Origin of the sequence: Sulfitobacter sp., from assembly GCF_036960155.1 — a bacterium.
Taxonomy (GTDB): Bacteria; Pseudomonadota; Alphaproteobacteria; order Rhodobacterales; family Rhodobacteraceae; genus Sulfitobacter.
In genome coordinates this window covers 1,256,550-1,282,638 of the sequence record NZ_JBALWB010000001.1, presented here as the reverse complement: position 1 = coordinate 1,282,638, position 26,089 = coordinate 1,256,550, and the positions used below count along the sequence as shown (strand labels likewise).

The window sequence follows — 26,089 nt, the reverse complement described above, 5'->3', positions numbered from 1 at the left end:
GTATTAGCTACGCTCAATCGCAATTGCTGTGCCTTCACCGCCCCCGATACAGATCGCCGCGATGCCGCGTTTTAGGCCGCGTTTTTCCAGCGCGTTAAGTAATGTCACCATGATACGTGCTCCTGATGCACCAATAGGGTGACCCAGTGCGCACGCACCGCCGTTCACGTTCACGATGTCATGGGACAAATCCATTTCGTGCATGAACGCCAAAGGCACAACGGCAAAGGCCTCATTCACTTCCCACAGATCAACGTCGTCTTTTGTCCAACCAATGCGTTCCAATAGCTTTTGCGCCGCAGGGACCGGAGCTGTGGTGAACAAGCCCGGCGCTTGGGCATGGCTGGCGTGGCCCATGATGTGCGCCCGTACAGTGAGCCCTTGGGCCAGCGCCGCCTCCTCAGAGGCCAACACCAACGCAGCTGCCCCATCGGAAATAGAAGACGAGTTTGCAGCCGTAACTGTCCCGCCGTCACGGAACGCTGGCTTTAGCTGTGGAATCTTATCAGGGCGTGCACTGGCCGGTTGTTCATCCGCATCAACGGTGACCGTTCCCTTACGTGACTTCACTTCAACCGGTGCAACCTCATCCGCAAAAGCCCCACTCTTTTGCGCCTCTAACGCACGACTAAGCGATGCCAACGCGTATTCATCCTGACGTTCGCGCGTGAATTGATATGTCTCAGCGCAATCTTCGGCAAAGGTGCCCATCAGGCGACCCTTGTCATATGCGTCTTCCAAACCATCAAGGAACATGTGATCCACAACGGCGGCATGACCCAATCGTGCACCACCGCGCATTTTGGGCAGGACATAGGGTGCGTTCGTCATGCTTTCCATGCCGCCAGCAACCATGACATCTGTATGGCCCAGCGCGATCTGGTCGAAACCGATCATTGCGGCCTTCATGCCAGAACCGCACATCTTGTTCAGCGTGGTCGCAGGAACGTCTTCACCCAAACCAGCAGCAAAGCCCGCCTGACGCGCAGGTGCTTGCCCTTGGCCAGCGGGCAAAACACATCCCATAAGGACTTCTTGAACGATTGCAGGATCAACACCGCCCAACGCAGAACGAATGGCCGCCCCGCCAAGTTGCGCAGCAGTCATGCTACTAAAAGCACCCTGAAATCCACCCATCGGGGTACGAGAAGCCCCTGCTATCACTACTTTACGCATATTTTTCTCCTTTTGCGGGTGCTTACAACTTCTTAGCCATTTGGCGCTATCAAACAGTAAGCACGCAATCTTTGCAGGAATATATCATGGAACTCACCAGCTCAAAAGAACCGCAAATACAGATCGTAACAGTCCAGGAACAACGCATTGATGCATCCGTCGCGCTCTCCTTCAAAGACCGCATGCGCGAGATCACAGAAGGTGGGAAAGATACTGTCGTTCTTGACCTCAACCATGTTCAATTTATTGATTCTAGTGGGCTAGGCGCTATTGTTGCCGCGATGAAGATCCTTAGCCCAGACCGAAAGCTCATTCTCGCTGGGCTTACACCAACGGTTGATAAAGTATTCAAGCTGACAAGGATGGATTCGGTTTTCGGGGTCTATTCGACGGTTGAATCCGCATTGGAAGAATTGCGGGTATGATTTTGGGCAAAATTGGAACTCCTCGTGACTAAAGATGTTCCTAGACTTTCATTTGAAGTGTCCTTCACTGGCAAGGAAGATGCGGTCCGTACTGGACTTGCGCAAGCGATGGCACAACTTGCGCCACTAGAGCTTGATGCTGATGAGGCGGGGACAGTTGAACTTGTCTTGGCTGAGGCACTCAATAACATTGTCGAACATGCGTTGGCTGCGACCGATGGCGATACAACAATACATATTCACGCAGAGCATGATCGCGAGGGCCTGCGGATGGCAATCATCGATGAAGGTGTCCCGATGCCCCTCGGTAAAACGCCCGATGCCTGCGCTCCCGCGTTGGATGTTGCAGTGTCAGATATACCTGAAGGCGGATTCGGTTGGTTTATGATCCATTCTCTCGCCCAAAAGGTACACTATGCCCGCGTTGGGGACTCTAACCACCTCAATCTGCTGTTGGCTGTTGGGCTGTAACAGATCGCTACTTTAATCAAGTAACAGGCGTTCAGCACCGGAATGCCACCGCATTTCCCCATACTTGCCTCTGCAACATCACAATTCCGCCATGCTTGACCGTCATACCGTTTCTTGTAGCTGCATATAGCTTCCTCCGGCGTCGTGTTTAATTGCCCCCACCCAGTATACGACGCCGGAGCACTACTCCCCCCCAAACATCCTCACTTCATTCACATTGGCAGCGGCGTTCTAACGTTCTAGGCTCCGCCAAACAGTTGTATGAACGAGGTTCTTCCCAATGCGTGATTTCCACTTCCCAGGCCGGTCTCCTGTCTTGGCAACAGGTGGCATGTGCGCCACTTCCCATCCTTTAGGCGCGAAGGCCGCCATTGATGTGCTTGAGCGTGGCGGAAACGCTATGGATGCCGCAATCGCTGGTGCGGTTCTGCTGGGCATTTGCGAGCCACAAATGACAGGCATTGGCGGAGACTGTTTTGTCCTCTGGTCAGAAGGTGGAAGCAACGAGGTGCATGCCCTTAATGGTTCAGGCCGAGCACCTGCTGCGCTGGACGCAGCACAGCTTCGCGATTCGGGTGAAAAAACCGTTCCAGTGCATTCTGCCCATGCAGTAACCATTCCGGGTGCCGTTGATGCGTTTTGTCACCTGTCCGAAACAGTGGGGAAGTTGGGGCTTGATGCGTTGCTTTCTTCAGCAATTAAATATGCTGAGGAAGGCGTACCTGTTGCACCGCGTGTGGCCTTCGATTGGGGCAATGATGCGGACACCTTGCAAGGCGTTGCCCGCGATTACTACCTGATCAACGGGAAAACCCCAAAGGTAGGCGAAATCTTTCGCGCACCTGGTCAAGCCGAAGTGCTGAAGCGAATCGCAAAAGATGGTCGCGATGCGTTTTACACAGGCGAAATTGCTGACGACATGATCACCACGCTAAACGCCATGGGCGGCAAACACACAGCCGAAGATTTCGCAGCTGTCGCGTGCACACCGACAACACCCATTGCAGGCGCTTATAAAGATATCGAAGTTGTTGAGCATCCGCCCAATGGTCAAGGCGCAACCGCCCTGCTTATGCTCAATATCTTGTCCCAGTTCAATATGGCAGGAATGGATCCTTTGGGTGCGCAGCGTGTGCACATAGAAGCTGAAGCCGCAAAGCTGGCGTATGATGCGCGCAATCGCTTCCTTGCAGATGCAGATTACGCCACGCGCGCTGAGTACATGTTAGAGATGGACACAGCAAAAAAACTGGCCGCGTTGATTGACCCCACACAGGCAATGCAAAGCCCTGCTGCCCTCACCGAGGCCGTTCACAAGGATACGATCTATATCACAGTCGTGGATGGTGACGGCATGTCAGTTTCCCTGATTTATTCCATCTTCCATGGCTTTGGTTCTGGCATTGCTTCGGATAAGTTCGGGTTGCTGATGCAAAACCGTGGCGCAGGTTTCACATTAGAACAGGGTCATCCCAATGAGCTCAAAGGCGGAAAGCGCCCGATGCACACAATTATTCCCGGCATGATCCGTCAAAATGGGCGTGTGATGATGCCGTTCGGTGTCATGGGCGGGGCATATCAACCCTGTGGTCACGCCCGCTTTGCCTCTAATCTGTGTGATTTCGGGATGGATCCCCAAGCAGCCATTGATGCGCCTCGTGCGTTTTCGGACAACGGTACGTTAAATGTCGAACGCGGGTACTCAGACGCCGTACGTGCTGAGCTGGTTGATAAGGGACATAAGGTTGCGATCCCTCAAACGGCCATCGGCGGCGCTCAAGCCATCAAAATCCACGAAAGCGGCGTACTTGAGGGCGCTTCAGACCCCCGAAAAGATGGCTGTGCTTTGGGTTACTAAATATTGGTCGGGGGTGCAGAAATGCATCCCCTTATCAATTGAGTTGAAAATGTAGCGGGTAAGCGCCGTTTTCAAATGGGCCAAACAGATCAGGAATATCGGGATGGTCGACAGGCTCACCTGAATAATCCGCAACCAAGTTTTGTTCGGACACATAGGCCACGTAATAGCTTTGATCGTTTTCAGCCAACAAATGATAAAAGGGCTGGCCTTTGATGGGCCGGCTTTCTTCTGGAATCGACTCGTACCATTCATCTGTATTTGCGAAAATTGGATCGACATCAAAAATCACCCCGCGGAACGGGTGTTTCTTGTGGCGGACAACCTGGCCCAGATGATATTTTGCGCGTGTTCGGATCATAGCAGTGCGTTCCCTACTCTTGGTTCCTATCCGAAACAAGGACAATTTGTCCAATTATTGCAGCTAACTTAAAGGAAACAGTCTGTGAACTTGACACTTGTGGTTCTTGAGGTCGTAGCACCTGTATTTTTATTGGCTGCCGTTGGGTTTGGCTGGGTAAAGCTGGGGTACGAGTATCGAATAAACTTTGTGACACAACTCGGCACAACGTTAGCTGTACCTTGTTTGATCTTCACATCCTTGATGCAAACGCAGATTGATCCGGCCGCATTGGCCGCGCTCTCGCTTGCCTCAATCGTTGCCTATCTAGGCATCACAATCGCGGCTGCAGCACTCGTTTGGGCTGGTGGTTTGCCCCGCCGCACCTATCTGGCACCCCTGATTTTTGGCAACACTGGCAATCTGGGCCTGCCTCTTGCTTTATTTGCGTTCGGTGAAGAAGGGCTCAGCTATGCTGTTGTTGTCTTTGCAATCATGGCTATTTGGACGTTCACCTTTGGAATCTGGTTGATTGCTGGCCCGGGCAGCTTTGGCAAAGTCCTCCGAGAACCCCTGGTTTGGGCGGCATTGCTCGGCGGTCTGTTTCTTTGGCAGGATTGGCAGACACCGCAATTCCTCACCAACACGCTTGTACTGATCGGGCAGATGGCGATTCCGCTGATGCTGATTACGCTTGGTGTGGCTGTGGCGCGGCTGACCCCTCGGGGAATCGGGCGCGCCGTTGCGCTTTCAGTCGTCAAACTGGTGCTCTGCACTGGAATTGCATGGGTTGCAGCCGTTGCCTTTAACCTTGATCACATTGCCTCTGGGGTTCTTGTTTTGCAGGTCGCGACGCCTGTGGCAGTCACGTCTTATCTGTTGGCCGCGAAATACGGCGCTGATGCCGAATCAGTTGCAGGGCTCGTTGTTGTCTCAACATTGATATCAGTCGGCGCATTACCGCTTCTTTTAGCCGTTCTATTGTAGGATTTTACTATAAAAACGAAGCAACCCGCGATACGATGCTGCAAAATATAAAAAACTAAACTTGAGGCGATAGGCAAATGAAAACACCCCTTCGCGCATTGATCGTCGTGCTCCTGCTGGCCAGCTGTGGGGGGTCATCCAGTACTCCACCACGGAATCTGGACAACGCCTGCACGATTCTCAAACAGCGCCCCGACTACCACAAAGCGTTCAAATCCGTTGAGCGGAAATGGGGCGTTCCCATTTACGTTCAGATGGCCACGATCCACCAAGAGAGCAAGTTCGTGTCTGACGCCCGCACACCATTCAGGTATGTGCTGGGCGTAATTCCAATGGGGCGTCAATCAAGTGCGTTTGGTTATAGCCAAGCATTGGATGCCACATGGGACGAATATCGCGATGCCGAACGGCGCGGCGGCGCGCGGCGTAACAAAATCAAAGATGCCACCGACTTTATGGGGTGGTACATGAACACCAGCCGCGAGCGTAACGGCATTGCTCTGTCTGATGCGCGCAACCAATATCTGGCCTATCACGAGGGTCACACGGGCTTTCGCAAAGGCACATACAACAGCAAACCTTGGTTAGTGGACGTTGCAGGCAATGTAGAGGCGCGTTCCTTTATGTACAGAGATCAAATTTCTGGATGCAGACTGCGCTAGATGGCGTCATTGGCGGTGTGCAACAGACCAAACGCACCCGCCAACGCTATCTAACTGGACTAGGCCACTATCATCTCATCAAAGGGAGAAAACACCTATGCTTGCCATTTCGCGTTTACTCATCGGGTTCATTGCAGCCCTTCATGCGTATATTGCTTACTTTGAAATGTTCGCATGGGAAGCGACAGGGCCGCGTGTCTTCTCTACTTTTCCCGCTGAGTTGTTTGCACAAACAACCGACCTCGCCGCCAACCAAGGTATTTACAATGCGTTTCTAGCCGCAGGGTTGATATGGGCATTAACCATCGCTGACAGAGTTTGGCAGCGCAATATCGCGACCTGCTTTTTGCTGTTCGTGATGGTTGCCGGAATTGTCGGAGCTGTAACAGTCTCTCCGCGCATTCTAATGATCCAAACCGTCCCAGCGCTGATCACTGCCTTGTTGCTATGGCGTGCAGCGCGCCAATAATGGCGCGCTAACTTGGTGTTATCGGTTAGCAGTTCCCGGACTACCAACATCAAATAGCTTATTGGGCAGGCTGCCCCCTTGTTTCAGCTCGCCCAGAACAACCGTTGTTTGGCTGCCATTGCCATCATTGATGATCCACTGGCGCAGTTCGGGATTCGGGCCCGTGAACTTCATCTGAATATTGCCATACTGCGGGTTCTCGGGGTCTTGGGCAGTGACGGTTGTAGCGGTGCCATCATAGGCATGGCCCGTCACCATCTTAGCCTGTGTCAGATTCACGTTACGCGCTAGAATGATCGACAGTGGTGTGCGCGACAGTGGATAGGTTTCAGGTGGCTGGTTCGATTTGGTATCATAAATCACCACAGTATTTGAGCCCGCGATAACCAAACCGGTTTCAGGCGCGTTGTACTCAAACCGGACGCGACCAGGGCGTTTGATATAAATCGTGCCCGTCGAGATTGTTCCATCGCTGTTGATCTGCGTGAACTCACCCTGAGCGGTCGTCATTTTATTGAGATAGCTGCTGATACTGCCCAATGGCAGCTTGTCCGCCATTGCGGCTGTTGCGGCTACAGCGAATGCCGCGCTTAAAGTGACGGTTTTCAGAAATCGCATATGATGTTCCTGTTTCTTAGATACTGCATTGCCCTCAACATAGGGTGGTGGGCTTTGATATGCGATATCAACAAGGCGCTTTGGCAGGAAGTTCTCCACTTTCCCCCCTGATAAGCGGGCATGCGCCTTCATAATACAAAAAGGCCCCCCTCTGAGCAGGGGAGCCTTTTCTCTTGGATGCAGGATAAAGGAGGTTAGCCTTGTTCCGGCACAAGTATCTCTCGTTTGCCAACATGGTTCGCAGGAGAGACGAGGCCCTCGTCTTCCATTTGTTCAACCAAGCGGGCCGCTTTGTTATAGCCAATAGCAAGCTTTCGCTGGATGTAGGACGTCGAGCATTTGCGATCTTTAGTGACGATATTCACCGCAGTGTCATACAGCGCATCCGCGACGTCTGTATTTCCACCTGTATTGAGGCCAAGCACAGTATCAATATCAGATTCCTTGCCTTCTGGCGGCCCTTCGACAACGCCGGAAACATAGTCAGGCTCACCAAATTGTTTGAGGTGGTTGACGATTTCCTCGACTTCTTCATCGCTTACAAACGGGCCGTGACAACGCACAATCTTGGAACCACCCGCCATATACAACATGTCGCCCATGCCCAGCAGCTGTTCGGCACCCATTTCACCCAGAATGGTGCGGCTGTCGATTTTACTGGTCACTTGGAACGAAATCCGCGTTGGGAAGTTCGCCTTAATTGTACCCGTGATCACGTCAACAGATGGGCGCTGCGTGGCCATGATCAGGTGAATACCCGATGCACGCGCCATCTGCGCCAAACGCTGAATACAGGCTTCGATCTCTTTACCAGCGACCATCATCAGGTCTGCCATTTCGTCGACGATTACGACGATATAGGGCAGCTTCTCTGGCGTGTTCTCTTCTGTTTCAAAGATTGGTTCGCCTGTGTTGTCATCAAATCCGGTCTGAACCGTGCGGCTGAACATCTCGCCTTTGGACAGCGCTTCTTTGACGCGGCCGTTGTAACCCTCAATGTTACGCACACCCATTTTTGACATCTTGCGATAGCGGTCTTCCATCTCACCGACGGTCCACTTCAACGCAACCAGCGCTTTTTTGGGGTCCGTAACAACGGGGGACAAAAGATGCGGAATGCCGTCATAGACGCTGAGTTCCAGCATCTTGGGGTCAATCATGATCATGCGGCAGTCTTGCGGACTTAGTTTGTACAGCAAGCTTAGGATCATTGTGTTGATCGCAACCGATTTACCTGATCCCGTTGTACCCGCAATCAGCAGGTGAGGCATCTTGGCAAGGTTCGCCACAACAGGTTCCCCACCAATATCTTTGCCCAAAGCCAGTGGCAGGTTCTGATTGCCATCACCAAAGTCACGGCTGCTTAGGATCTCACGCAGCACTACTTTTTCGCGGTTCTCGTTTGGCAATTCGATACCAATGACCGAACGACCCGGAACAGTAGAAACACGTGCAGACAATGCCGCCATGGAGCGTGCGATGTCATCAGCCAGACCAATCACGCGAGACGCTTTGAGGCCCGGCGCAGGTTCAAGTTCATACATGGTAACAACTGGACCTGGACGTACGGCGACGATCTCACCTTTGACGCCATAATCATCTAGAACGTTTTCCAGCATGCGGGCGTTCTCTTCGAGGGCTTCATCGCTTAGATGCAAACGCGGGCTGTCTTCGGGAGACTCCAACAAATTAAGCGGTGGCAACTCAAAACCCGGGTGGCTGTCATCAAATGACAATGCGGGTTGGGCTTCTGCTTTTGCTTGCTTGCTTTGAGGGACCGCTTTGCGGGTCATTGGCGTCACGACGCGCTTTGGCTCAGGAATAGGAATATGCGGTGCCGCGACCATAATTGGCGCAGGTGCAGGTGGTGTTGGCGTATCTGGTAGCGCCTCCTCAACAACTTGAGGTTCAACAAAGATGTTCACTTCGTCGGCCTCGAATGTTTCAGTCAACGCATCATAGCTCTCGCTCGGGGCTGCGTCCGCATAGACTGGCGCAGGTGGTGCTACAGGGATCGCCCGGGCGGTCAATGGCGGCTCAGCAGGGATAGGCGCAACGCGGACGTGTGCAGTTAACGGCGGCTCTTCGCGTTTAGTGTTCAGCAACAGTGGATCAGGGCCACGACCACGGCCGCGCGTCAGCGGAGCGGTCGCAGGGACATGCACAGCATTGGTTGTACGTACCCGGTTCTTGATGACATCCGAAATTTTGGTTTTGATACGGTCCGCATCAGGAGCTTCTTCCAGAACTGCTTCGTGGTGTTGTTCAACCAGTTCGGGCTCAGGCATTACATCTGGACGTTTTATCAGACCCGGCATCCGCGCAAGCAGACCTGACTTAGTCTCTGCTGTTTGCACAGGCTCCTGCTCATAATCATACATATCCTCAGCCGGGGGCAAAGGTGCTGCGCGGCTGGCAATGATCGTTGGCGTACGAACTGCCGCAGGTGCAACTTGGACTTCTGCTTGGGCTTGTTCAGCAGCATATGCGTCGGCTTGTTCTTGCTCAACGCGGCGAAGTTCGCGGCGTTCTGCCTGTTTGACCTGCAACCCCTGCGCCGCACCTACGGCACCCGCAGCGCTACGGCCCAGAACGTTCATCAAGGCGGCATAAGCCATGATTGTTCCGACCAGCAGAAACCGGCCAAAGCGCGACAGTTCCCAACGGGTGAATCCCAAAACAAATGCGCCTAACGCAAGGATACCAGCCCCCATCAACAGCGACATCAGCTTTACTGTGAACGTAGACCCGATTGGCAATACTGTCAGGATGACGCCCATGACGGTGTCACCAAACAAACCACCCAAGCCAAAGCTATGTGTCTGCAACCATTCAGAACCCGGTGTCAGTGTTGCGGCATAGATAGCACCCAAAGCGACCGCAATCGGCGCAAAAATAAGGCGGCCCATCGCGCGCTCTTGGCCACGGTGCAACGCAAAGCGCACGCCCCAGACCAGCAACACAATCGCAAGACCCCAAGCGCCCCAACCAACAATCATAAACAGCGGGGCAGCAAGGGAGGCGCCCATACGACCAAGCCAATTTTGCGCAGGTGCATCTGTGGCCAACATCCAATTTGGATCATCAGGGGTATAGCTGCCGATCATCATTGCAGCCATGATGCCCAGCACCACCAGCACAACACCCAGCAACTCCTTGCCACGTTTTTCGATCGCTTCTGCTGTGTTACTGTCTAGCAGCGGTTCGCGCCCGCGTGTCTGATAAGCCATAACTCGTCCCTCTATACCGCATAAAGACAGTCACGGATGGCCAAAAGCCCCCGTTCTGTCTCTTCTTTTGGGGCCACTAGGGCCACTCTTATATATTTCTTACCGGGGTTTTCGACGCCCGGAACATCCTGTGCGAGGTAGCCGCCCGGCAGCACCTTCACACCTGTTTCACGCCACAGCTTTAAGGCTGCAACTTCATCATCTTCGACTGGCAACCACAGAAAGAATCCCGCCTCGGGGCTGACGTATCCCGCGACATTGCCAAAGATGCGATCCGCTATCTCGAACTTCTCAGCATATAGCGCGCGGTTCTCGATGACATGCGCCTCATCTTCCCACACGGCAGCAGATGCTGTCTGCAATGGCAGAGGCAAAGGCGTGCCAGCAAAATTGCGCAGCTGTTTGATCTCACGGATACTGTCCGCACCGGAGGCCACAAACCCCGACCGCAGACCAGGCAGGTTAGAACGCTTGCTGAGGCTATGGAAAATCACAACGCGGTTCAGGTCCACATCCATCTCATGGGCAACTTGCAACGCACCAACTGGCGGCTCATCGCGGTAAATCTCGGAATAGCATTCATCCGCAAAGATCAGGAAATCATGTTTTTCAGCGAGACGGATCGTATTTTCCCAATACTCACGCGACGCAACAGCACCCTGCGGGTTGGCCGGTGAGCAGATATAGACAGCGACCGTGCGATTGAGCGTCTCTTCATCCACCGCATCAAAGTCCGGAAGGTGACCTGTTTCACTTGTCGCATTCACCATAACCGGATCGCACGCACCTGAAATCGCAGCGATCATGTAAACCGGATAAAACGGGTTAGGGACTAGGATCGTCGGTTTTTGACCATTCTTCGTTTCAGGACACAACGCGATCACCGCATTGTACAGACCTTCACGTGTTCCGTTTAGCGCCATGACCTGCGTATCCGCGTCCACTGGCACGCCGTAACGGCGATTTACCCACGCCGCGATGGCGCCGCGCAGTGCGGGTGAGCCGTCATTTGGTGGATAGCTGTTAAAACCCGCGGCGTTTTCAACGATCACGTCAGTAACCCAAGCCGGAAACACATGTTTCGGCTCGCCTATGGTCATCTGCATCAGCGGACCGCCCCCCTCGTGCACGTCTAAAAGAGCGCGCAAACGGGGCCACACGTGAGCAGGAAGGTTCGAAAACCGCTCAGGAAAATTCATCAAAACTGCCTCGGATCGGGATCATTAGCGTCCCGTTTGTCCCAAGGTAGCTTAAATCGCCGCCTGTCGTCTAGGAAAAACCCGATGGATATGCGCCGCTTGTGGCATTTTCGCCCGTTACGCCAGCGCTGCCTCTGCTGCAGCCCCCAGACGTAACACAGCGCTGTCTTGATCGGGCGCTGCAAGGATCATCAAACCGCAACTCGGCGTATCCGTCGGCAAGGTCAGGCTGCACAGCCCCAACAGGTTACCAAGGCGCGTATTGCGCAATGCCAGCAGGTTTTCAGTGACGTAATATTCTTCGTCGGTCTTCAACCGTTCCAGATTTGGCGGTAAAATAGGAGCCGTTGGCGCAAGTACCGCATCATAACCAGCAGTTGCCTGATCATAGGCAACACGCGCGCCTTCCAGTTTGGCCCAAGCAGCCACATAATCGGGCCCCGAACATTCAAGCCCCAGACGGAAACGACGCAAAATTTCAGAATACATCTTTTCAGGTGCTGCTTCGATAACATCCCGCCAAAGGCCATAAGCCTCTGATGTCATCAATTGGCCTGACACATCCAGTGCCTGTTGTGCGGCGGGTACTTTGATCATCTCAACAATCGCGCCCGCAGCCTTTAGGCGCTCAACTGCGCTTTCAAATGCTGCTTTGGGCGCATCACGCAAGTCCTCCATCATAACCGTTTCTAGAATTGCAAAACGGCATCCTTTGAGCGAGGCACCACGCAAATCAGGTGCCTTGCTGCCCTCCAGCGCAGCAGTCAGCAGCGCTGCATCTTCGACAGAGCGACAAAGCGGGCCAATCGTATCAAACTTGAGCGCAAGCGGCACAACACCCTCAAGGCTGAGCCGCCCGTGAGTTGTTTTCAGCCCCACAAGATCATTCCACGCCGAGGGGATGCGAACCGATCCGCCTGTATCAGAACCAATACTGGCTGCGGCCAATCCAAAGGCGACCGAAGCACCAGAACCAGATGATGATCCGCCCGGTACAGCATCCGCGTCATTCACGCAGGGTGGAGTGTTTGTGGAGGGGTTATAGCCCAAACCCGAAAACGCCAACTCACTCATGTGGACCTTACCCAAACAGACCAGCCCGGCAGCAGTTGCGTTTTGCAAAACCAAAGCATCATGTTCCGGCACACGACCCTCAAGCAATTTTGAACCCGCCTCAGTGCCAACTCCGGCAGTGTCATAGAGGTCTTTCCAACTGATCGGTACACCATCTAACAATGACAATCGTTGGCCAGCCTGCGCACGCTGCGCGGCCGCGCTGGCCTCCGCACGGGCACGGGATGCCGTCACGCGCGCATAAATGCGGTCCCGTAGTGGATGCGCCTCAATCTCGGACAGATAGGTCTCGCATAGGGCGACCGGATCGATGTCACCTGCGCCAATGCCACGGCCAAGGTCTGCTGCAGTCATGCTAAGCCAGTCACGCATATCAATCTTCCCTCTATCTGATTTCTTGTGACGGTAGCGGCGCTTGGGCGCATGGACAATCCCCTGTTGCCCGCCATATTGAACAGTATGAGTTTTGATACAGATATCGCCATCGTGGGCGGCGGGCTAAGCGGCCCCACCCTTGCCCTTGCACTTGCAGCCAGCGGGCTGAAGGTCACTGTGATTGATGCCCAAAAGGCGCAAACGCGAAAGGCTGACGGATTTGACGGCCGCTCTTACGCGCTCGCGCTGACCTCGGTTCGCCTTCTTGAGGGGATTGGGCTGTGGGAAACGGTAACCGAACATGCGCAGCCAATGCTGGAAATCAAAGTAACCGATGGGCGCGCTGGCGAAGGGCCATCGCCCTTTTTCATGCATTTCGATCATGCCGAGATTGAGGAAGGCCCGATGGGTCACATGCTTGAGGACCGTCATCTGCGGCGTGCGCTGATGGAAGCAGTTGCCGCCAATGACGCTGTCCATGTCATGAACGGCGAAGAGGTTATTGCGCAGGCCCCTGATACAACGGGTGTCACACTTACCCTTGCCTCCGGTAAACTACTACGCGCCCGTTTGTGTATTGGCGCTGATGGGCGTTCATCGGGGACGGCGGCGCGCGCGGGGATCAAACGAACTGGTTGGGCTTATGGTCAGACCGCGTTGGTGTGTGCGGTCAATCATGAACTGCCCCATAATGGCATTGCCCATCAGTTCTTTATGCCCCCCGGACCCTTGGCAATTTTACCGCTTACAGGAAACCGCAGTTCGATCGTTTGGTCCGAGACCGATCAAAATGCAGCGCGCATTCACGCCTTGCCTGACGAGGAATACTTGAATGTTCTACGTCCGCGGTTTGGCGATTTTCTGGGCGAAATATCCCTTGCGGGTGCGCGATATACTTACCCGCTTAGCCTATCCTTGACCCATGACATGATCGCAGATCGTGTTGCGCTGGTGGGGGATAGTGCCCACGGCGTTCATCCCATCGCTGGTCAGGGCTTAAACGCTGGCTTTCGCGATATCGCCGCATTGTGTGAGGTGATTGTAGACGCGCAGCGCCGCGGTGAAGATTTTGGCGCTGGCGTTGCACTGGCGCGTTATCAAGAATGGCGGCGTTTTGACAACGTCTCACTGGCGCTGGCCACCGACAGTTTCAATCGCCTTTTCTCAAACGATAATGGGTTTATGCGCCTTGCCCGCGACATTGGGATGGGGGTTATCAACGCCATGCCCGGCCTGCGCAGAACATTCATACGCGAAGCCGCTGGCCTGAATGGTGACTTACCAAAGCTCATGCGAGGTTTGCCGCTTTAGGCGCATGCCCCTAGTCTAGGATACGCGCCTCATCAATCAGCATAACGGGGATACCATTGCGGATAGGGTACGCAAGGCCCGCCGACTTTGACACCAGCTCCTGACGCTCAGCGTCATAGCGCAACGTCTGCTGACTGCGCGGGCAAATAAGCGCCTCAAGCATCCGGCGATCAAAGTTTACAACCGTATCATTCATTGCATCATCTCCCCATCACCACCGCCACGTAGGGCGTATTCTATCAGCGTCACCAATGTCTCTCGTCGCGTACGCAGCGACGGTGCCTCTAGCAAGGCCTGCTTATCTTCGCTCTCAAAATCCAGCATCATTGACAGCGAATTGATAAGCAGCTCGTCATCCGCATCTGTCAGGGCTTCCCAATCTGCTGATAGGCCGCGCACATCAAAATACCGCGACAACGCATCCAAAAACGGCTTGCGATCAAACGCAGTATCCGCCTCTTCATCTTGCAGATCAGGGCCAAAACCCTCCCAAGACACTTCACACCGGCGATACGGGGCAAAACCTTCGGTTTCTTTGACAATACGATAGCGCGATATGCCCGCCAACGTGATCATGTATCGGCCATCTTCGGTTTCAGAAAACTGGCTGATGCGTCCTGCACATCCAATCGTCTGCAACCCCATGCCTTCACGGCCCGGAATCACATTAGGTTGCACCATACCGATCAACCGCGTGCTGGTTTTCAACGCGTCCTCGATCATCTGCAAATAGCGCGGCTCAAATATATGCAGCGGCAGTCGAGAGCGCGGCAACAGCAGCGCTCCCTCCAATGGAAAGATCGGGATGGTGTCTGGCAGATCAGCTTGTTTTATCATGTCTTACAGATAGTGCTGTTGGCCGATCAGGCAAATATCAATGAGCTCAATTTGCGTCGACCATTCAATGCGATTGGATCGGCAGGTTTTAATGCATCAAAAATGGTGAAGAGTTGTGTCTTGGCAGCGCCGTCGTTCCATTCGCGATCTCGCTTGAACAACTCAAGAAGTTGATCAACCGCCGCTTCGGCATCATCGTTGGCATATAACGCTTGAGCCAGATCAAATCGCGTTTGAAGGTCATCAGGATTGGCTTCTACTGCGGCACTCAGTTCAGCTACTGGTCCTGCATCAGCGGCCTGTCGTGCCAGTTCAAGTTGCGCGTGCGCGGCTTCCAGTTCGGACGCTTTGGAAATCTCGATTGGTGCACCATTGAGCAAGCCTTCGGCCTTATCCAAATCGCCCAACGCGATATGCGCGCGGACCATGCCACCATAGGCACCAGCATGCATCGGATCTTCGCCCAGAATGGCCGCAAACGTCTGTGCCGCATCATCTGCCTGACCGTCAGTCAGCATTTCTTCGGCTGCTTCAACTGCATCATTAAGCGTGTCGGAGGGCGCTTCGCCCCCTGCCGCCTTAATAACGCGGTCAACAAATTCGATAATCTCGGATTGTGGAACAGCGCCCTGAAAACCATCAATGGGCTGTCCCTTCCAGAACGCATAGACCGTCGGTACCGACTGGATTTGCAGCTGACCCGCAATCGCCTGCGCCTCATCCACATTGATCTTAACCATCTTCACGGCACCCTTGGCCGCAGTTACTGCCGCCTCAAGCTGTGGCACCAAGGTTTTGCAAGGTCCGCACCACGGCGCCCAGAAATCAACGATGATCGGTGTGGTTTGTGATGCCTCGACGACATCAGCCATAAACGTGGCTTCAGTTGTGTCTTTGATTAAGTCATCGGCAGGTGCGGCGGCGGAAAGGTTGAGATCCATAATATCATCGGTCCTAATGTGCGGTTCAATCGGGTTGGGTTACATATGTGACCTCAACCCGCAGTTTCAAAGAGGCTTAGCCTTAAACATCGAAAGTTGCAAAAATCGGCGCATGGTCTGACGGTTTTTCCCAACCGCGTGCAGAACGCAAAACCCGGCTGCTGTGTGCAGATGATGAAATATCAGGTGTTGCCCAAACGTGGTCCAACCTGCGGCCCTTATTTGCAACGTCCCAATCCTTTGCACGGTAGCTCCACCAACTATAAAGCAATCCCTCAGGGATATCCTGACGCGTAATATCCACCCACTTACCTGCGTCTTGTGTCTGGGCCAATGCTTCGACTTCGACGGGTGTATGGCTGACAACCTTAAGCAGCTTTTTGTGGTCCCAAACATCGTCCTCACGTGGCGCAATGTTCAGATCACCAACAAGGATAGATTTTTCCGGGGATTCGGCATGAAAGAAGTCGCGCATTTCTGCGAGGTAATCCATCTTTTGTCCAAATTTTTCGTTCACTTCACGATCCGCAACATCGCCACCAGCAGGCACATAAAAGTTATGGACCGTCACGCCATTGGGCAGCTTTGCAGCAACGTGCCGCGCATGGCCCAGTTGCGCAAAATCATGTGCGCCTGCGGGTTCCAACGGCAGTTTCGACAGGATCGCCACGCCGTTATAACCCTTTTGCCCTTCGGCAATCATGTACTTATAGCCAAGCGCGTTAAATGCCTCCATCGGGATCTTATCAACCGGGCTTTTGCATTCTTGCAAGCACAGCACATCGGGCCCTTCTTCTTCCAGCAATTTACACACAATCGGCTCGCGCAGACGGACAGAGTTGATGTTCCAAGTGGCAAGGGTAAAGGACATAGCGTGTGCTCCTGATATGGGTCGTCGCATCCTAACGCGACCATCAGGCGGCAACCACCAAAAACGGGACAAAAAAAGGGCCGAGCACAAAGGCCCGGCCAAGTCCAACAGGGAGGGAGAGTGACAATTAACCCGGCCACTCAACTTCGGGCTCAAACCGACAGGAAACTCATGAAAAAAACCTGTCTGTTATTCAGTAACATCTAATGTTTAACGAAAAAGCCCACCATCAGATCATAAGCCGATAGCCGCCGGATTCGGTCACCAATAGGCGAGCATTTGACGGATCTGGCTCAATCTTTTGGCGCAAGCGATAGATATGCGTTTCTAATGTGTGGGTCGTTACACCAGCGTTATAGCCCCAAACCTCATGCAGCAGCACATCCCGCGCGACAACGCCTTCGGCAGAGCGGTGCAGGAATTTTAGGATATTTGTTTCTTTCTCCGTCAACCTGACTTTGGTTTCGTCTTCGCGGATCAACATCTTCATGGAGGGCTTGAACGTATATGGGCCCAGCTGAAAAATCGCGTCTTCCGATTGTTCATGGGTACGCAACTGGCTGCGAATACGGGCCAATAAAACTGGAAACTTGAAAGGTTTGGAAACATAATCATTCGCACCAGCGTCCAGACCCAGAATTGTATCTGCATCTCCGTCATGGCCAGTCAGCATCATGATGGGGCTTTTGATTCCCTGCTTACGCAGCAGGCGGCATAGCTCTCGACCATCTGTGTCTGGCAAACCCACATCGAGAATCAGCAGGTCATAGATCATCTCTTTTGCACGGACCATCGCGTCAGCACCGTCCGCTGCCTCAAAGACATCAAAGTCTTCGGTCATGATCAACTGTTCGCTAAGCGCTTCGCGCAAATCGTCGTCGTCATCTACCAACAGGATTTTCTTGAGCTGTGCCATAGTGCGTCTCCATTCCGTTGAGTTAAAGATATGGAACCACGGCAAATCAACAAGGGGTAGAACCGTTTCCTCACATCGGTGTGTCGCAATACCGTCAAATGTTTCAATTCGCGTGGTATTGCCCTAGATATCGTTCGACAGATCTGATGAGTTGTAACATTCGCCATGCCTTTTGCCCCAGATGTAACCGAAACACTTGCCCGTGCGAGGGCTGATTTGCGCATGGGCGTGCCTGTCGTTTTGGGCAATATGCTGGTTTTGGCCGCCGAAACATTGACCGCTGAGCGGTTTACGAATGTGATGACGCTAGAAAATGATGCCGTTCTTGCCATCACAGCCCGGCGCGCCGGAACATTAAAGGCACGTGCCTACGACGGCGATCTCGCGCGAATCGCTTTGCCGCAGGATGCAACGTTGACGTGGGTTCAAAGCATTGCAGACCCCTCCGATGATCTACGCGCACCCATGAAGGGGCCGCTTGTTGCACAACGTGACGGCAAAGCAACCGTTCACAGCACCGCATTGAACCTTGTAAAGTCCGCACGCCTGTTACCCGCAGCCGTGATTGTCATGCTCGACCATCCCGCCGCATTTGCCCTCACTCACTCCTTGACGCTGGTAGACAGTGCCGCTGCGGGGCTTCTTTTGCAGGCCAACAGCCCCTTGCATTCGGTTGTGCATGCCCGCCTGCCAATGGAAGCCTCAGAACAGGGTCGCTTACACGTATTTCGTCCGGAAAACGGCGGTGAAGAGCATTACGCTATCGAAGTTGGACGCCCTGACAGGAACACGCCAGTGTTGTGTCGCCTGCATTCTGCCTGCTTTACAGGTGACATTCTGGGCAGCCTCAAATGCGACTGCGGCCCCCAACTACACGCCGCAATGGCGCAGATGGGCGCTGTGGGCCAAGGCGTACTACTTTACCTCAATCAAGAAGGTCGTGGGATTGGCCTAGCCAACAAAATGCGCGCCTATTCCCTTCAAGATCAGGGTTTTGACACCGTTGAGGCGAATCATCGCCTTGGCTTTGAAGACGACGAGCGTGATTTCCGTCTTGGCGCAGATATACTGAAGAAGATGGGGTTTTCTTCTGTAAAGCTGCTGACAAACAATCCTCGTAAAGTCGAGATGATGGGGCAGTCAGGTGTTCATGTGGCCGAACGCGTACCGCTCGCAGTGGGCGAAAACCGTCATAACAAGGCATACCTAGCAACCAAGGCCGCAAAATCAGGACATCTGCTTTGAACGCTAGCGACTTGGTGCTGACACCCAAAGGTGTGCGATTTCAGGGGCTGCTATGGCCCTGTACGATTGGCAAAGGCGGTATCAAAAGCAACAAACGTGAAGGTGATGGTGCAACCCCACGTGGGGTGCACGGTATTGTTGGGATGCTGTATCGTGCGGACAGGATTGCCCGCCCAGTCCCATGGGCGCGCTCAATTGGACCGCTTGATCTGTGGTCAGATGACGAAGGCGACGCCAACTACAACCTGATGGTACGCGCGCCTTATGCACCCAGCCACGAAAAGCTACGTCGCGCAGACCCGCTATATGACTTGGTGATTCTAACCGATTGGAACTGGCCTCACGCCAAACGCGGACACGGGTCAGCCATATTTATTCATCAATATCGCAGACCCGGTTACCCGACCGAAGGATGTATAGCGTTTTCGCGCGCGCATTTACATGCGATTGCACGCCAGATCACACTAAGCACTCGTTTAATCGTCCTTTAGAATATCCAGTTATTTCACAACTCGATCCCCAAAAATCGCAGATCCGACGCGCACATGCGTGGCACCCAAAGCAATCGCTTTCTCAAAATCGCTACTCATCCCCATCGAGAGACCAGCCAAACCATTTCGCGCAGCGATTTTGGCGAGTAGAGCAAAATGCAGTGCAGACTCTTCATCTACAGGCGGGATGCACATCAGGCCTCGTACAGGCAAATCAAGCGCCTGACACTCCGCGATGAACCCATCAGCATCGGCGGGTAACACACCCGCTTTCTGCTCCTCCTCACCTGTATTCACTTGGATGAACAGATCAGGGCATTCGCCCATCTCTTGGGCCAGCCGCGCGATTGTATTGGCAAGCTTAGGGCGGTCCACTGTGTGGATGCACTGAGCCAGTTCTATTGCTTGGCGGGCTTTATTGGTTTGGAGAGGGCCGATCAGGTGCAGATTGATGTCGTCAAACTGCTCACGGAAATCGGGCCACTTGCCTGCCGCTTCCTGTACTTTGTTCTCACCAAAAATCCGGTGGCCTTCTTCAAGCACAGCAGCAACACGGGCGTTTGGCTGCACCTTACTTACCGCAATCAGGGAAACTGAACCTAGTGTTCGGCCTGCTGCTGTTTCGGCTTTGGCAATTCTATCGGTGATATCGCGCAGTGTCATATGGGGCTCCTATCCTAGGGCCTACAAATAACAGCATTACACAAAAGAAAAGGGGCAGACCGAAGTCTGCCCCAAATCACTTAGGTAATTTCGTTCAACTTAGAAGTTGAAGCGAACACCCAGATCAACACGTGTGGAGTCGTCACCACGGGAAGCAACACCACCACGGAGAGACGTACCGCCACCCATGTCGTGGTTAAAGTCGATACCGTAGGATGTTTCTGTGAAGTAGTCAGCATCTGCAACGTAAACTTCGATGTTTGTTGCTGCGCCTACGTCAAAACGACCAGTCAAAACAACGTGGTCACCGCCGCCGTCAGCTTCGTCACCGTTTTGTGCATACGCAAGTGTTACGTCTGCGATACCGAAGGAACCGCCAACAGATGCTGCGAATTCTGTGTCTGTATCGGAATCAGAATCCTGTGCACCCAATGCGAATGTCCAGCCGTTCCATGTGTATGCAACGTGTGCTGCGATACGGTCGTTTGTTTCGGAAGCAGAAACGTGCACGGACAAATCACCAGCAGAGTAAAGTACTTCAACGCCGTTGGCGCCAGCAGAACCGTTACCACCGGAAGAGTACGCATCGGCGCGGAAGTTATAAGCTGTGTAGTCGTAGCCCAAACCAGTCAAACCGAGGTCAATTGGGTACATGCCAGGCATGAACTCAAGTGCGCCGAAGATGTTACCAACACCAACTTCAAGACCACCGGTACGTGCGAAGAAGCGCGCGCCGTTGAAGCCTGTTCCCGCTGGGGAACCGAAGCGCTCATCGTCGCCTGATACTGCGTTGTCTGTGTTGTTCTGCTGGAGACGAACGCGTGCACCAAAAGTAACGCCAGCGTCAGATTCTGCTGACATATCGATCTGCAGACGCAAACGGCTTGTTACGTTTGTGTCTGACTCGCCGTCAGCACCTTCAATGTATTGGATACCAAAACGGCCATAGCCAGAGAATGATACGTCTGCTGCTGCAACTGAAGCTGTGGCGACCAGAGCTGTTGTTGCGAAGAGAACTTTTTTCATGAGTTTTCCCTCGGTTTGAATTCAAAAGGACCTGATCGGGGAATTCCGATCTAGGTATGAGGTTCTTTTGAGGCCCGCCTCGGCTTTTGGCAAGGAAAGCGGCAGGCCCAAAAGCAATGTGGCGAATGATGGTGCAGCTTTGCCACAGTCAATTTGAGCGGCCAAGCGCCGTGACACCTGATACCGCACGCTATAGCTATACACTACTATACATAGACCTTGCTCAGGTGCTCTTGCTTGGGTATTGCATATCAAAACAGTATTAAGGTGGCGAGAATGGGGCGCATGCGGGCACGAAATATAGCGATACTAGCAGTTGCGCTTGGCACATTGGCTGCCTGCGGCTCAATCGGACGGCTTGGATCACCAGCGACCGAACGGCCAGCGCAGTATACAAATTCCAACAACCCAGCGAATGTTGAAACAGACTCAAGCAAAACTATTTGGTCATTGTTTAACAGGCAAAGCAGCGAAAGCGCTGTTTTGGTGAACAAGTATCTCTGGAGCGCAACGCTGGAGGTTCTTAGCTTTATGCCGATAACATCCGTTGATCCGTTCACTGGTGTTATTGTGACAGGCTACGGCACGCCTCCCGGTGGTGGACGTGCTTATCGCGCCACTGTTCTTATTGACGATCCAGCACTTGATGCACGTTCTCTTAATGTCGCGCTGCAATCGCGCGGCGGCTCAGTGGACAAAGCAACAAGCCGCGCAGTTGAAGACGCGATTCTTTCGCGTGCACGCGAGTTGCGGATCACGGATAACAAACTCTGATCGCTCATCTAACCGTTATTGATATTTTGCAGCGCCGGGCTTTGTGATTACCACACGTCCGGCGTTGCCGCGTAAAAAGGCCCTCACATGACACGCTATACCCCATCCGAGATCGAAGCCCGCTGGCAAGCTGTGTGGGAAAAAGACGAAATTTTCAAAGCTGTCCGCTCGGCTGATAAGCCAAAGTACTACGTCCTAGAGATGTTCCCCTACCCCTCAGGGCGAATCCACATGGGCCACGTCCGCAATTACACGCTGGGCGACGTAATTGCGCGCTACAAGCTGGCAAAGGGTTTTAACGTTTTACACCCAATGGGCTGGGATTCGTTTGGGTTGGCTGCGGAAAATGCAGCCATGCAAAAGGGTATTCACCCGGGCACATGGACTTATCAAAACATCGAAGACATGAAGAGCCAGATGAAGCCGCTTGGCTTTTCTTTGGATTGGTCCCGCGAAATCGCGACCTGTCACCCTGATTACTACCAACATCAGCAGGCCATGTTCATTGATATGATCGATGCGGGCCTGATCTATCGCAAAAACGCCGTCGTGAACTGGGATCCGGTGGATATGACCGTTTTGGCAAACGAACAGGTTGAGCAAGGGCGCGGTTGGCGTTCTGGTGCATTGGTCGAACGGCGTGAACTGACCCAGTGGTTCTTTAAAATCTCGGATTATTCCGACGAACTGCTTGCTGGCTTGGACACGCTTGAGAACTGGCCCGCCAAGGTGCGCCTGATGCAGGAAAACTGGATCGGCAAATCCCAGGGCCTGCAATTTGCGTTCTCAACAACCAATGCCCCTGAGGGTCATGACCGTATTGAGGTGTATACGACGCGTCCTGATACTCTGCTTGGTGCCAGTTTTGTTGGTATCTCGCCCGATCACCCCATTGCCAAACTGCTAGAGCGCGACAATCCCGAAGTTGCTGCGTTCACTGCCGAATGTCGCAAAGGCGGAACAACGGAAGAGGCCATCGAAACAGCCGAAAAGCTGGGCTTTGATACTGGCATCCGCGTGCGTCACCCATTTGATACGGCCAAAGAGCTGCCTGTCTATATCGCTAACTTTATCTTGATGGATTATGGCACTGGCGCGATTTTTGGTTGCCCTGCGCATGACCAGCGCGATTTTGAGTTCGCGACAAAATACGACCTGCCGATCATCTCGACCTATCTGCCATCCGAGGATGCTGCAGAGGAATTGACCGAAGCCTATGTGCCCGCGAAGACTGAGAAAGTCTTTTACAACCGTGGATTCGCCGGAGAAAAGTGGCAGACTGGCCTTGAGGGCATCGATGCGGCCGTCGAATTCTGCGAGGCGCAGGGCGTTGGCCAAGGTGTAACAAAATACCGCCTGCGCGATTGGGGCCTATCACGCCAACGCTATTGGGGTTGCCCGATTCCTGTTGTGCATTGTGATGATTGTGGCGTGGTTCCTGAAAAGAAAGAGAACCTACCCGTCAAACTGCCCGAAGACGTTACCTTCGATATTCCAGGAAATCCGCTGGATCGTCACACCGAGTGGCGCACAACACCTTGCCCGTCATGTGGCAAGTCGGCGCTGCGCGAAACAGACACGATGGATACATTCGTCGATTCGTCTTGGTATTATGCCCGTTTCACCGCGCCCCATGCTGATACACCTACTGTGATGGACGATGCCGATTATTGGATGAACGTCGATCAATACATCGGCGGAGTTGAGCATGCGATTCTTCACCTGCTTTATGCCCGCTTCTTTGCGCGCGCGATGAACATCACAGGCCATCTGCCCGAATCTGCGGTTGAACCATTCGATGCGTTGTTTACCCAAGGCATGGTTACACACGCGATCTACAAGACTGAACAAGGTCAGGATGGCCGCCCCGTGTTCCACTACCCAGAAGAAGTGGACCTCAAAGGCGACAAGGCATTCCTCAAAGAGGGCGGATCAGAGGTGGAAATCATCCCATCCGCAAAAATGTCCAAGTCCAAGAACAACGTGGTCGATCCCCTAAACATCATCTCCGCCTTTGGTGCAGACACGGCACGCTGGTTTGTCCTTAGCGATTCACCCCCAGAACGGGACGTGGAATGGACCGCCTCTGGCGCTGAAGCTGCCTATAAACATCTCAACCGTGTGTGGAACATCTGTGACCGCATTGCCGAGATGAGTGATGATGTAGCTGGTGAGGGCAATGAAGCCCTGCTTAAGCAGATGCACAAAACCATCAATGACGTAACCTTAGCTATTGAGAGCTTCGGCTTTAACGCCGCCATCGCCAAGCTTTACGGCTTTACCGCGACATTGCATAAATCCAAGGCCTCAAAGGCCGCACAACGCGAAGCCGTCATGACGCTTGCGCAGCTCATGTCCCCCATGACGCCGCACTTGGCCGAAGACATTTGGGCCAACCAAGGTGGCGAGGGTTTGATTGCGACCGCACCGTGGCCTGTGGTGGATGAGGCGATGCTGAAAGACGACACAGTCACCATGCCAATTCAGGTCAACGGCAAGCGGCGCGGCGAAATTGACGTGCCTGCGGACATGCCAAAAGACGAAATTGAAAAGCTGGCCCTTGCCCAAGAGGCTGTGATCCGTATCCTTGATGGCGGAACACCCAAGAAGGTGATCGTTGTACCGGGGCGTATTGTGAATGTCGTTGTTTAACCGTCGAATCCTGCTTGCTCTGCCACTGGCGCTGGCCGCCTGTGGCTTTACCCCCGTCTACGGACCGGGCGGAACAGGTACCAAACTGAACAACCAAGTGTTGGTACAAGAGCCGTCTACGCAGGCGGGTTATCTTTTGACGCGGCACATGGAAACACGGTTGGGGCGCAGTGGCGGCAGCGCGCGCTATGCCCTCGATCTCACCATTGATCTGGACGAAGATGATCTGGCGATCAATTCATCCGGCGATATCACGCGCTATAATGTTATCGGCAATGTCGAGTTCGCTTTGCGCGATTCGACCACTGGCACCATCATAACTTCCGGCAAGGTCCAGAACTTCACGGCCTACTCCGCGACGGGAACAACCGTTGCCACCCTCGCTGCAGAGCAGGATGCCCTTGAACGGTTGATGGTGATTCTTGGCGATCAAATCACGGCACGCCTCTATGCGACCGACGTGCCGGCATGAAACTCGGCCGTCGTGATGGCGCTGGCATCGTAGCAAAACCGCCCAAAGATAAGCTTGGGCTGCTTATTTATGGCGGCGATGCAATGCGCGTCGCGCTTAAACGCCAAGAATATCTAAAAGCCCTGCTAGGCCCCGCTGCCGAAGAAGAAATGCGCCTGACCCGCATTCCTGCTGGCGAACTCCGGCGTGAACCCGCACTCTTGATGGACGCCATCAAGGCCGTTGGCTTTTTCCCCGGCCCGCGCGCCGCATTTGTTGAAGGTGCGACTGAGCTTGTCGCGCAGACCATCATCCAGACCATGGGTGACTGGCAGGCAGGTGACGCACAAATTGTTATCTCCGCGGGCGATCTCAAGAAAACCTCCAAACTACTCAAGGCATTTGAAGGTAACCGCGATGCCTACGCATGGGGCATCTTTGATGATCCACCCGACCGCGCCGAGATTGAGAAATTATTGAACGAGGCCAAATTGCGTGCGGATGGCCCTGTCATGGCCGCGTTAGAAGACCTCGCGCGCAGCCTTGATCCCGGTGATTTCCGCCAAACACTGGAAAAGCTATCCCTCTATAAACTCAGCGAACCGGATGCACCTGTGACGCTTGATGATATTGCGGCCTGCGCCCCCGCCTCTGTTGAGGCAGCAGTGGATGATATCCTGAATATCGTGGCCGAAAAGCAGACGACATTGATCGGACCATTGATGCGCCGCTTGCAAAGCCAAGGCGTGAACGCAGTGACCCTTAGCATCATGGCGATGCGCCATTTTCGCACATTGCACCGCACGGCCTGCAACCCGGGTGCGCCCATTTGGGGTGTGCGCGACCGCGATCGCGTGATGCGCCAGTCGCGGGACTGGGGCACTGCCAAGCTGGAAACAGCCCTGACCATTCTAACCGATACTGACTTGCAGCTCAGATCTGCTGGTCAAACTGCGCCTGCCATGGCTATCATCGAGCGAACCTTCATACGCTTGGCCATGTTCGGGGCCAGCTAAACCCAAAAGCG

General features: G+C 53.7%; 26 protein-coding genes. 13 read left to right on the top strand and 13 right to left on the bottom strand.

Going from position 1 to position 26,089, the window contains the following annotated elements; all coding sequences use genetic code 11:
- Positions 1–3: 3 nt before the first annotated feature.
- Positions 4–1,176, bottom strand: a complete 1,173-nt coding sequence (locus V7775_RS06415) for a thiolase family protein (RefSeq protein ID WP_335751023.1) — start codon at positions 1,174–1,176, stop codon at positions 4–6.
- A gap of 86 nt (positions 1,177–1,262) precedes the next feature.
- On the opposite strand from V7775_RS06415, the gene V7775_RS06410 reads away from it, so the two are divergent.
- The 3 genes from V7775_RS06410 (at position 1,263) to V7775_RS06400 (ending at position 3,930) form a co-directional block, all read left to right on the top strand.
- On the top strand, positions 1,263–1,601 hold the full coding sequence (locus tag V7775_RS06410) for an STAS domain-containing protein (RefSeq protein ID WP_335751022.1): 339 nt from the start codon (positions 1,263–1,265) through the stop codon (positions 1,599–1,601).
- 24 nt (positions 1,602–1,625) lie between these two features.
- On the top strand, positions 1,626–2,072 hold the full coding sequence (locus tag V7775_RS06405) for an ATP-binding protein (protein WP_335751021.1): 447 nt from the start codon (positions 1,626–1,628) through the stop codon (positions 2,070–2,072).
- Between the two features lie 280 nt (positions 2,073–2,352).
- Positions 2,353–3,930, top strand: a complete 1,578-nt coding sequence (locus V7775_RS06400; protein WP_335751020.1) for a gamma-glutamyltransferase family protein — start codon at positions 2,353–2,355, stop codon at positions 3,928–3,930.
- 34 nt (positions 3,931–3,964) lie between these two features.
- Here V7775_RS06400 and hspQ read toward each other — a convergent pair whose 3' ends face one another.
- Complete coding sequence (hspQ, locus tag V7775_RS06395) at positions 3,965–4,291, bottom strand: heat shock protein HspQ (RefSeq protein ID WP_335751019.1); 327 nt, start codon at positions 4,289–4,291, stop codon at positions 3,965–3,967.
- Positions 4,292–4,375: 84 nt separating this feature from the next.
- On the opposite strand from hspQ, the gene V7775_RS06390 reads away from it, so the two are divergent.
- The 3 genes from V7775_RS06390 (at position 4,376) to V7775_RS06380 (ending at position 6,388) form a co-directional block, all read left to right on the top strand.
- A complete protein-coding gene (locus V7775_RS06390) occupies positions 4,376–5,257 on the top strand; it encodes an AEC family transporter (RefSeq protein ID WP_335751018.1) in 882 nt (293 codons plus the stop codon).
- A gap of 77 nt (positions 5,258–5,334) precedes the next feature.
- Positions 5,335–5,919, top strand: a complete 585-nt coding sequence (locus tag V7775_RS06385) for a transglycosylase SLT domain-containing protein (RefSeq protein WP_335751017.1) — start codon at positions 5,335–5,337, stop codon at positions 5,917–5,919.
- A 97-nt stretch (positions 5,920–6,016) separates the two neighbouring features.
- The gene (locus V7775_RS06380; protein ID WP_335751016.1) at positions 6,017–6,388 is read left to right on the top strand and encodes a DUF1304 domain-containing protein; all 372 of its coding nucleotides are present in this window, start codon (positions 6,017–6,019) and stop codon (positions 6,386–6,388) included.
- 18 nt (positions 6,389–6,406) lie between these two features.
- Here the strand turns inward: V7775_RS06380 and V7775_RS06375 are convergent, their stop codons facing one another.
- The 4 genes from V7775_RS06375 to V7775_RS06360 all read right to left on the bottom strand — a co-directional run bounded on the left by V7775_RS06375 (position 6,407) and on the right by V7775_RS06360 (position 12,881).
- Positions 6,407–7,006, bottom strand: a complete 600-nt coding sequence (locus V7775_RS06375) for a LolA family protein (protein ID WP_335751015.1) — start codon at positions 7,004–7,006, stop codon at positions 6,407–6,409.
- Between the two features lie 194 nt (positions 7,007–7,200).
- On the bottom strand, positions 7,201–10,236 hold the full coding sequence (locus V7775_RS06370; RefSeq protein ID WP_335751014.1) for a DNA translocase FtsK: 3,036 nt from the start codon (positions 10,234–10,236) through the stop codon (positions 7,201–7,203).
- An 11-nt stretch (positions 10,237–10,247) separates the two neighbouring features.
- Entirely contained in the window at positions 10,248–11,435 is a 1,188-nt protein-coding gene (locus V7775_RS06365) for an aminotransferase class I/II-fold pyridoxal phosphate-dependent enzyme (protein ID WP_335751013.1), read from the bottom strand.
- Positions 11,436–11,552: 117 nt separating this feature from the next.
- Entirely contained in the window at positions 11,553–12,881 is a 1,329-nt protein-coding gene (locus V7775_RS06360) for an amidase (protein ID WP_335751012.1), read from the bottom strand.
- 87 nt (positions 12,882–12,968) lie between these two features.
- Here V7775_RS06360 and V7775_RS06355 point away from each other — a divergent pair, with 87 nt between their 5' ends.
- A complete protein-coding gene (locus V7775_RS06355) occupies positions 12,969–14,195 on the top strand; it encodes an FAD-dependent monooxygenase (protein WP_335751011.1) in 1,227 nt (408 codons plus the stop codon).
- 10 nt (positions 14,196–14,205) lie between these two features.
- Here V7775_RS06355 and V7775_RS06350 read toward each other — a convergent pair whose 3' ends face one another.
- From V7775_RS06350 to V7775_RS06330, 5 genes are all read right to left on the bottom strand, one after another.
- Entirely contained in the window at positions 14,206–14,391 is a 186-nt protein-coding gene (locus V7775_RS06350) for a Trm112 family protein (RefSeq protein WP_335751010.1), read from the bottom strand.
- Positions 14,388–15,032 (bottom strand): LON peptidase substrate-binding domain-containing protein, encoded by a 645-nt coding sequence (locus V7775_RS06345; protein ID WP_335751009.1) that lies wholly within the window; start codon positions 15,030–15,032, stop codon positions 14,388–14,390. The genes V7775_RS06350 and V7775_RS06345 overlap by 4 nt, the downstream gene beginning before the upstream one ends.
- 26 nt (positions 15,033–15,058) lie before the next feature.
- Positions 15,059–15,976 (bottom strand): co-chaperone YbbN, encoded by a 918-nt coding sequence (locus V7775_RS06340; RefSeq protein ID WP_335751070.1) that lies wholly within the window; start codon positions 15,974–15,976, stop codon positions 15,059–15,061.
- A 79-nt stretch (positions 15,977–16,055) separates the two neighbouring features.
- Positions 16,056–16,844, bottom strand: a complete 789-nt coding sequence (locus V7775_RS06335; protein ID WP_335751008.1) for an exodeoxyribonuclease III — start codon at positions 16,842–16,844, stop codon at positions 16,056–16,058.
- A gap of 229 nt (positions 16,845–17,073) precedes the next feature.
- On the bottom strand, positions 17,074–17,760 hold the full coding sequence (locus tag V7775_RS06330) for a response regulator transcription factor (RefSeq protein WP_335751007.1): 687 nt from the start codon (positions 17,758–17,760) through the stop codon (positions 17,074–17,076).
- A 165-nt stretch (positions 17,761–17,925) separates the two neighbouring features.
- On the opposite strand from V7775_RS06330, the gene ribA reads away from it, so the two are divergent.
- On the top strand, positions 17,926–19,005 hold the full coding sequence (gene ribA / locus V7775_RS06325) for a GTP cyclohydrolase II (protein WP_335751006.1): 1,080 nt from the start codon (positions 17,926–17,928) through the stop codon (positions 19,003–19,005).
- Positions 19,002–19,496, top strand: coding sequence for a L,D-transpeptidase family protein (locus tag V7775_RS06320; protein WP_335751005.1), 495 nt, complete (start codon positions 19,002–19,004; stop codon positions 19,494–19,496). Before ribA ends, V7775_RS06320 begins: the two co-directional genes overlap by 4 nt.
- A gap of 9 nt (positions 19,497–19,505) precedes the next feature.
- On the opposite strand, the gene V7775_RS06315 is transcribed toward V7775_RS06320, so the two are convergent.
- Both V7775_RS06315 and V7775_RS06310 read right to left on the bottom strand, forming a co-directional pair.
- Complete coding sequence (locus V7775_RS06315) at positions 19,506–20,159, bottom strand: YggS family pyridoxal phosphate-dependent enzyme (RefSeq protein ID WP_335751004.1); 654 nt, start codon at positions 20,157–20,159, stop codon at positions 19,506–19,508.
- 99 nt (positions 20,160–20,258) lie between these two features.
- Entirely contained in the window at positions 20,259–21,185 is a 927-nt protein-coding gene (locus tag V7775_RS06310; protein ID WP_335751003.1) for a porin, read from the bottom strand.
- A gap of 276 nt (positions 21,186–21,461) precedes the next feature.
- Between V7775_RS06310 and V7775_RS06305 the strand changes: the two genes are divergently transcribed.
- The 4 genes from V7775_RS06305 to V7775_RS06290 all read left to right on the top strand — a co-directional run bounded on the left by V7775_RS06305 (position 21,462) and on the right by V7775_RS06290 (position 26,078).
- A complete protein-coding gene (locus V7775_RS06305) occupies positions 21,462–21,959 on the top strand; it encodes a DUF3576 domain-containing protein (RefSeq protein WP_335751002.1) in 498 nt (165 codons plus the stop codon).
- Positions 21,960–22,046: 87 nt separating this feature from the next.
- Entirely contained in the window at positions 22,047–24,611 is a 2,565-nt protein-coding gene (gene leuS / locus V7775_RS06300) for a leucine--tRNA ligase (protein WP_335751001.1), read from the top strand.
- On the top strand, positions 24,598–25,083 hold the full coding sequence (gene lptE / locus V7775_RS06295; RefSeq protein ID WP_335751000.1) for an LPS assembly lipoprotein LptE: 486 nt from the start codon (positions 24,598–24,600) through the stop codon (positions 25,081–25,083). The genes leuS and lptE overlap by 14 nt, the downstream gene beginning before the upstream one ends.
- On the top strand, positions 25,080–26,078 hold the full coding sequence (locus V7775_RS06290; RefSeq protein ID WP_335750999.1) for a DNA polymerase III subunit delta: 999 nt from the start codon (positions 25,080–25,082) through the stop codon (positions 26,076–26,078). The genes lptE and V7775_RS06290 overlap by 4 nt, the downstream gene beginning before the upstream one ends.
- Positions 26,079–26,089: the final 11 nt, after the last annotated feature.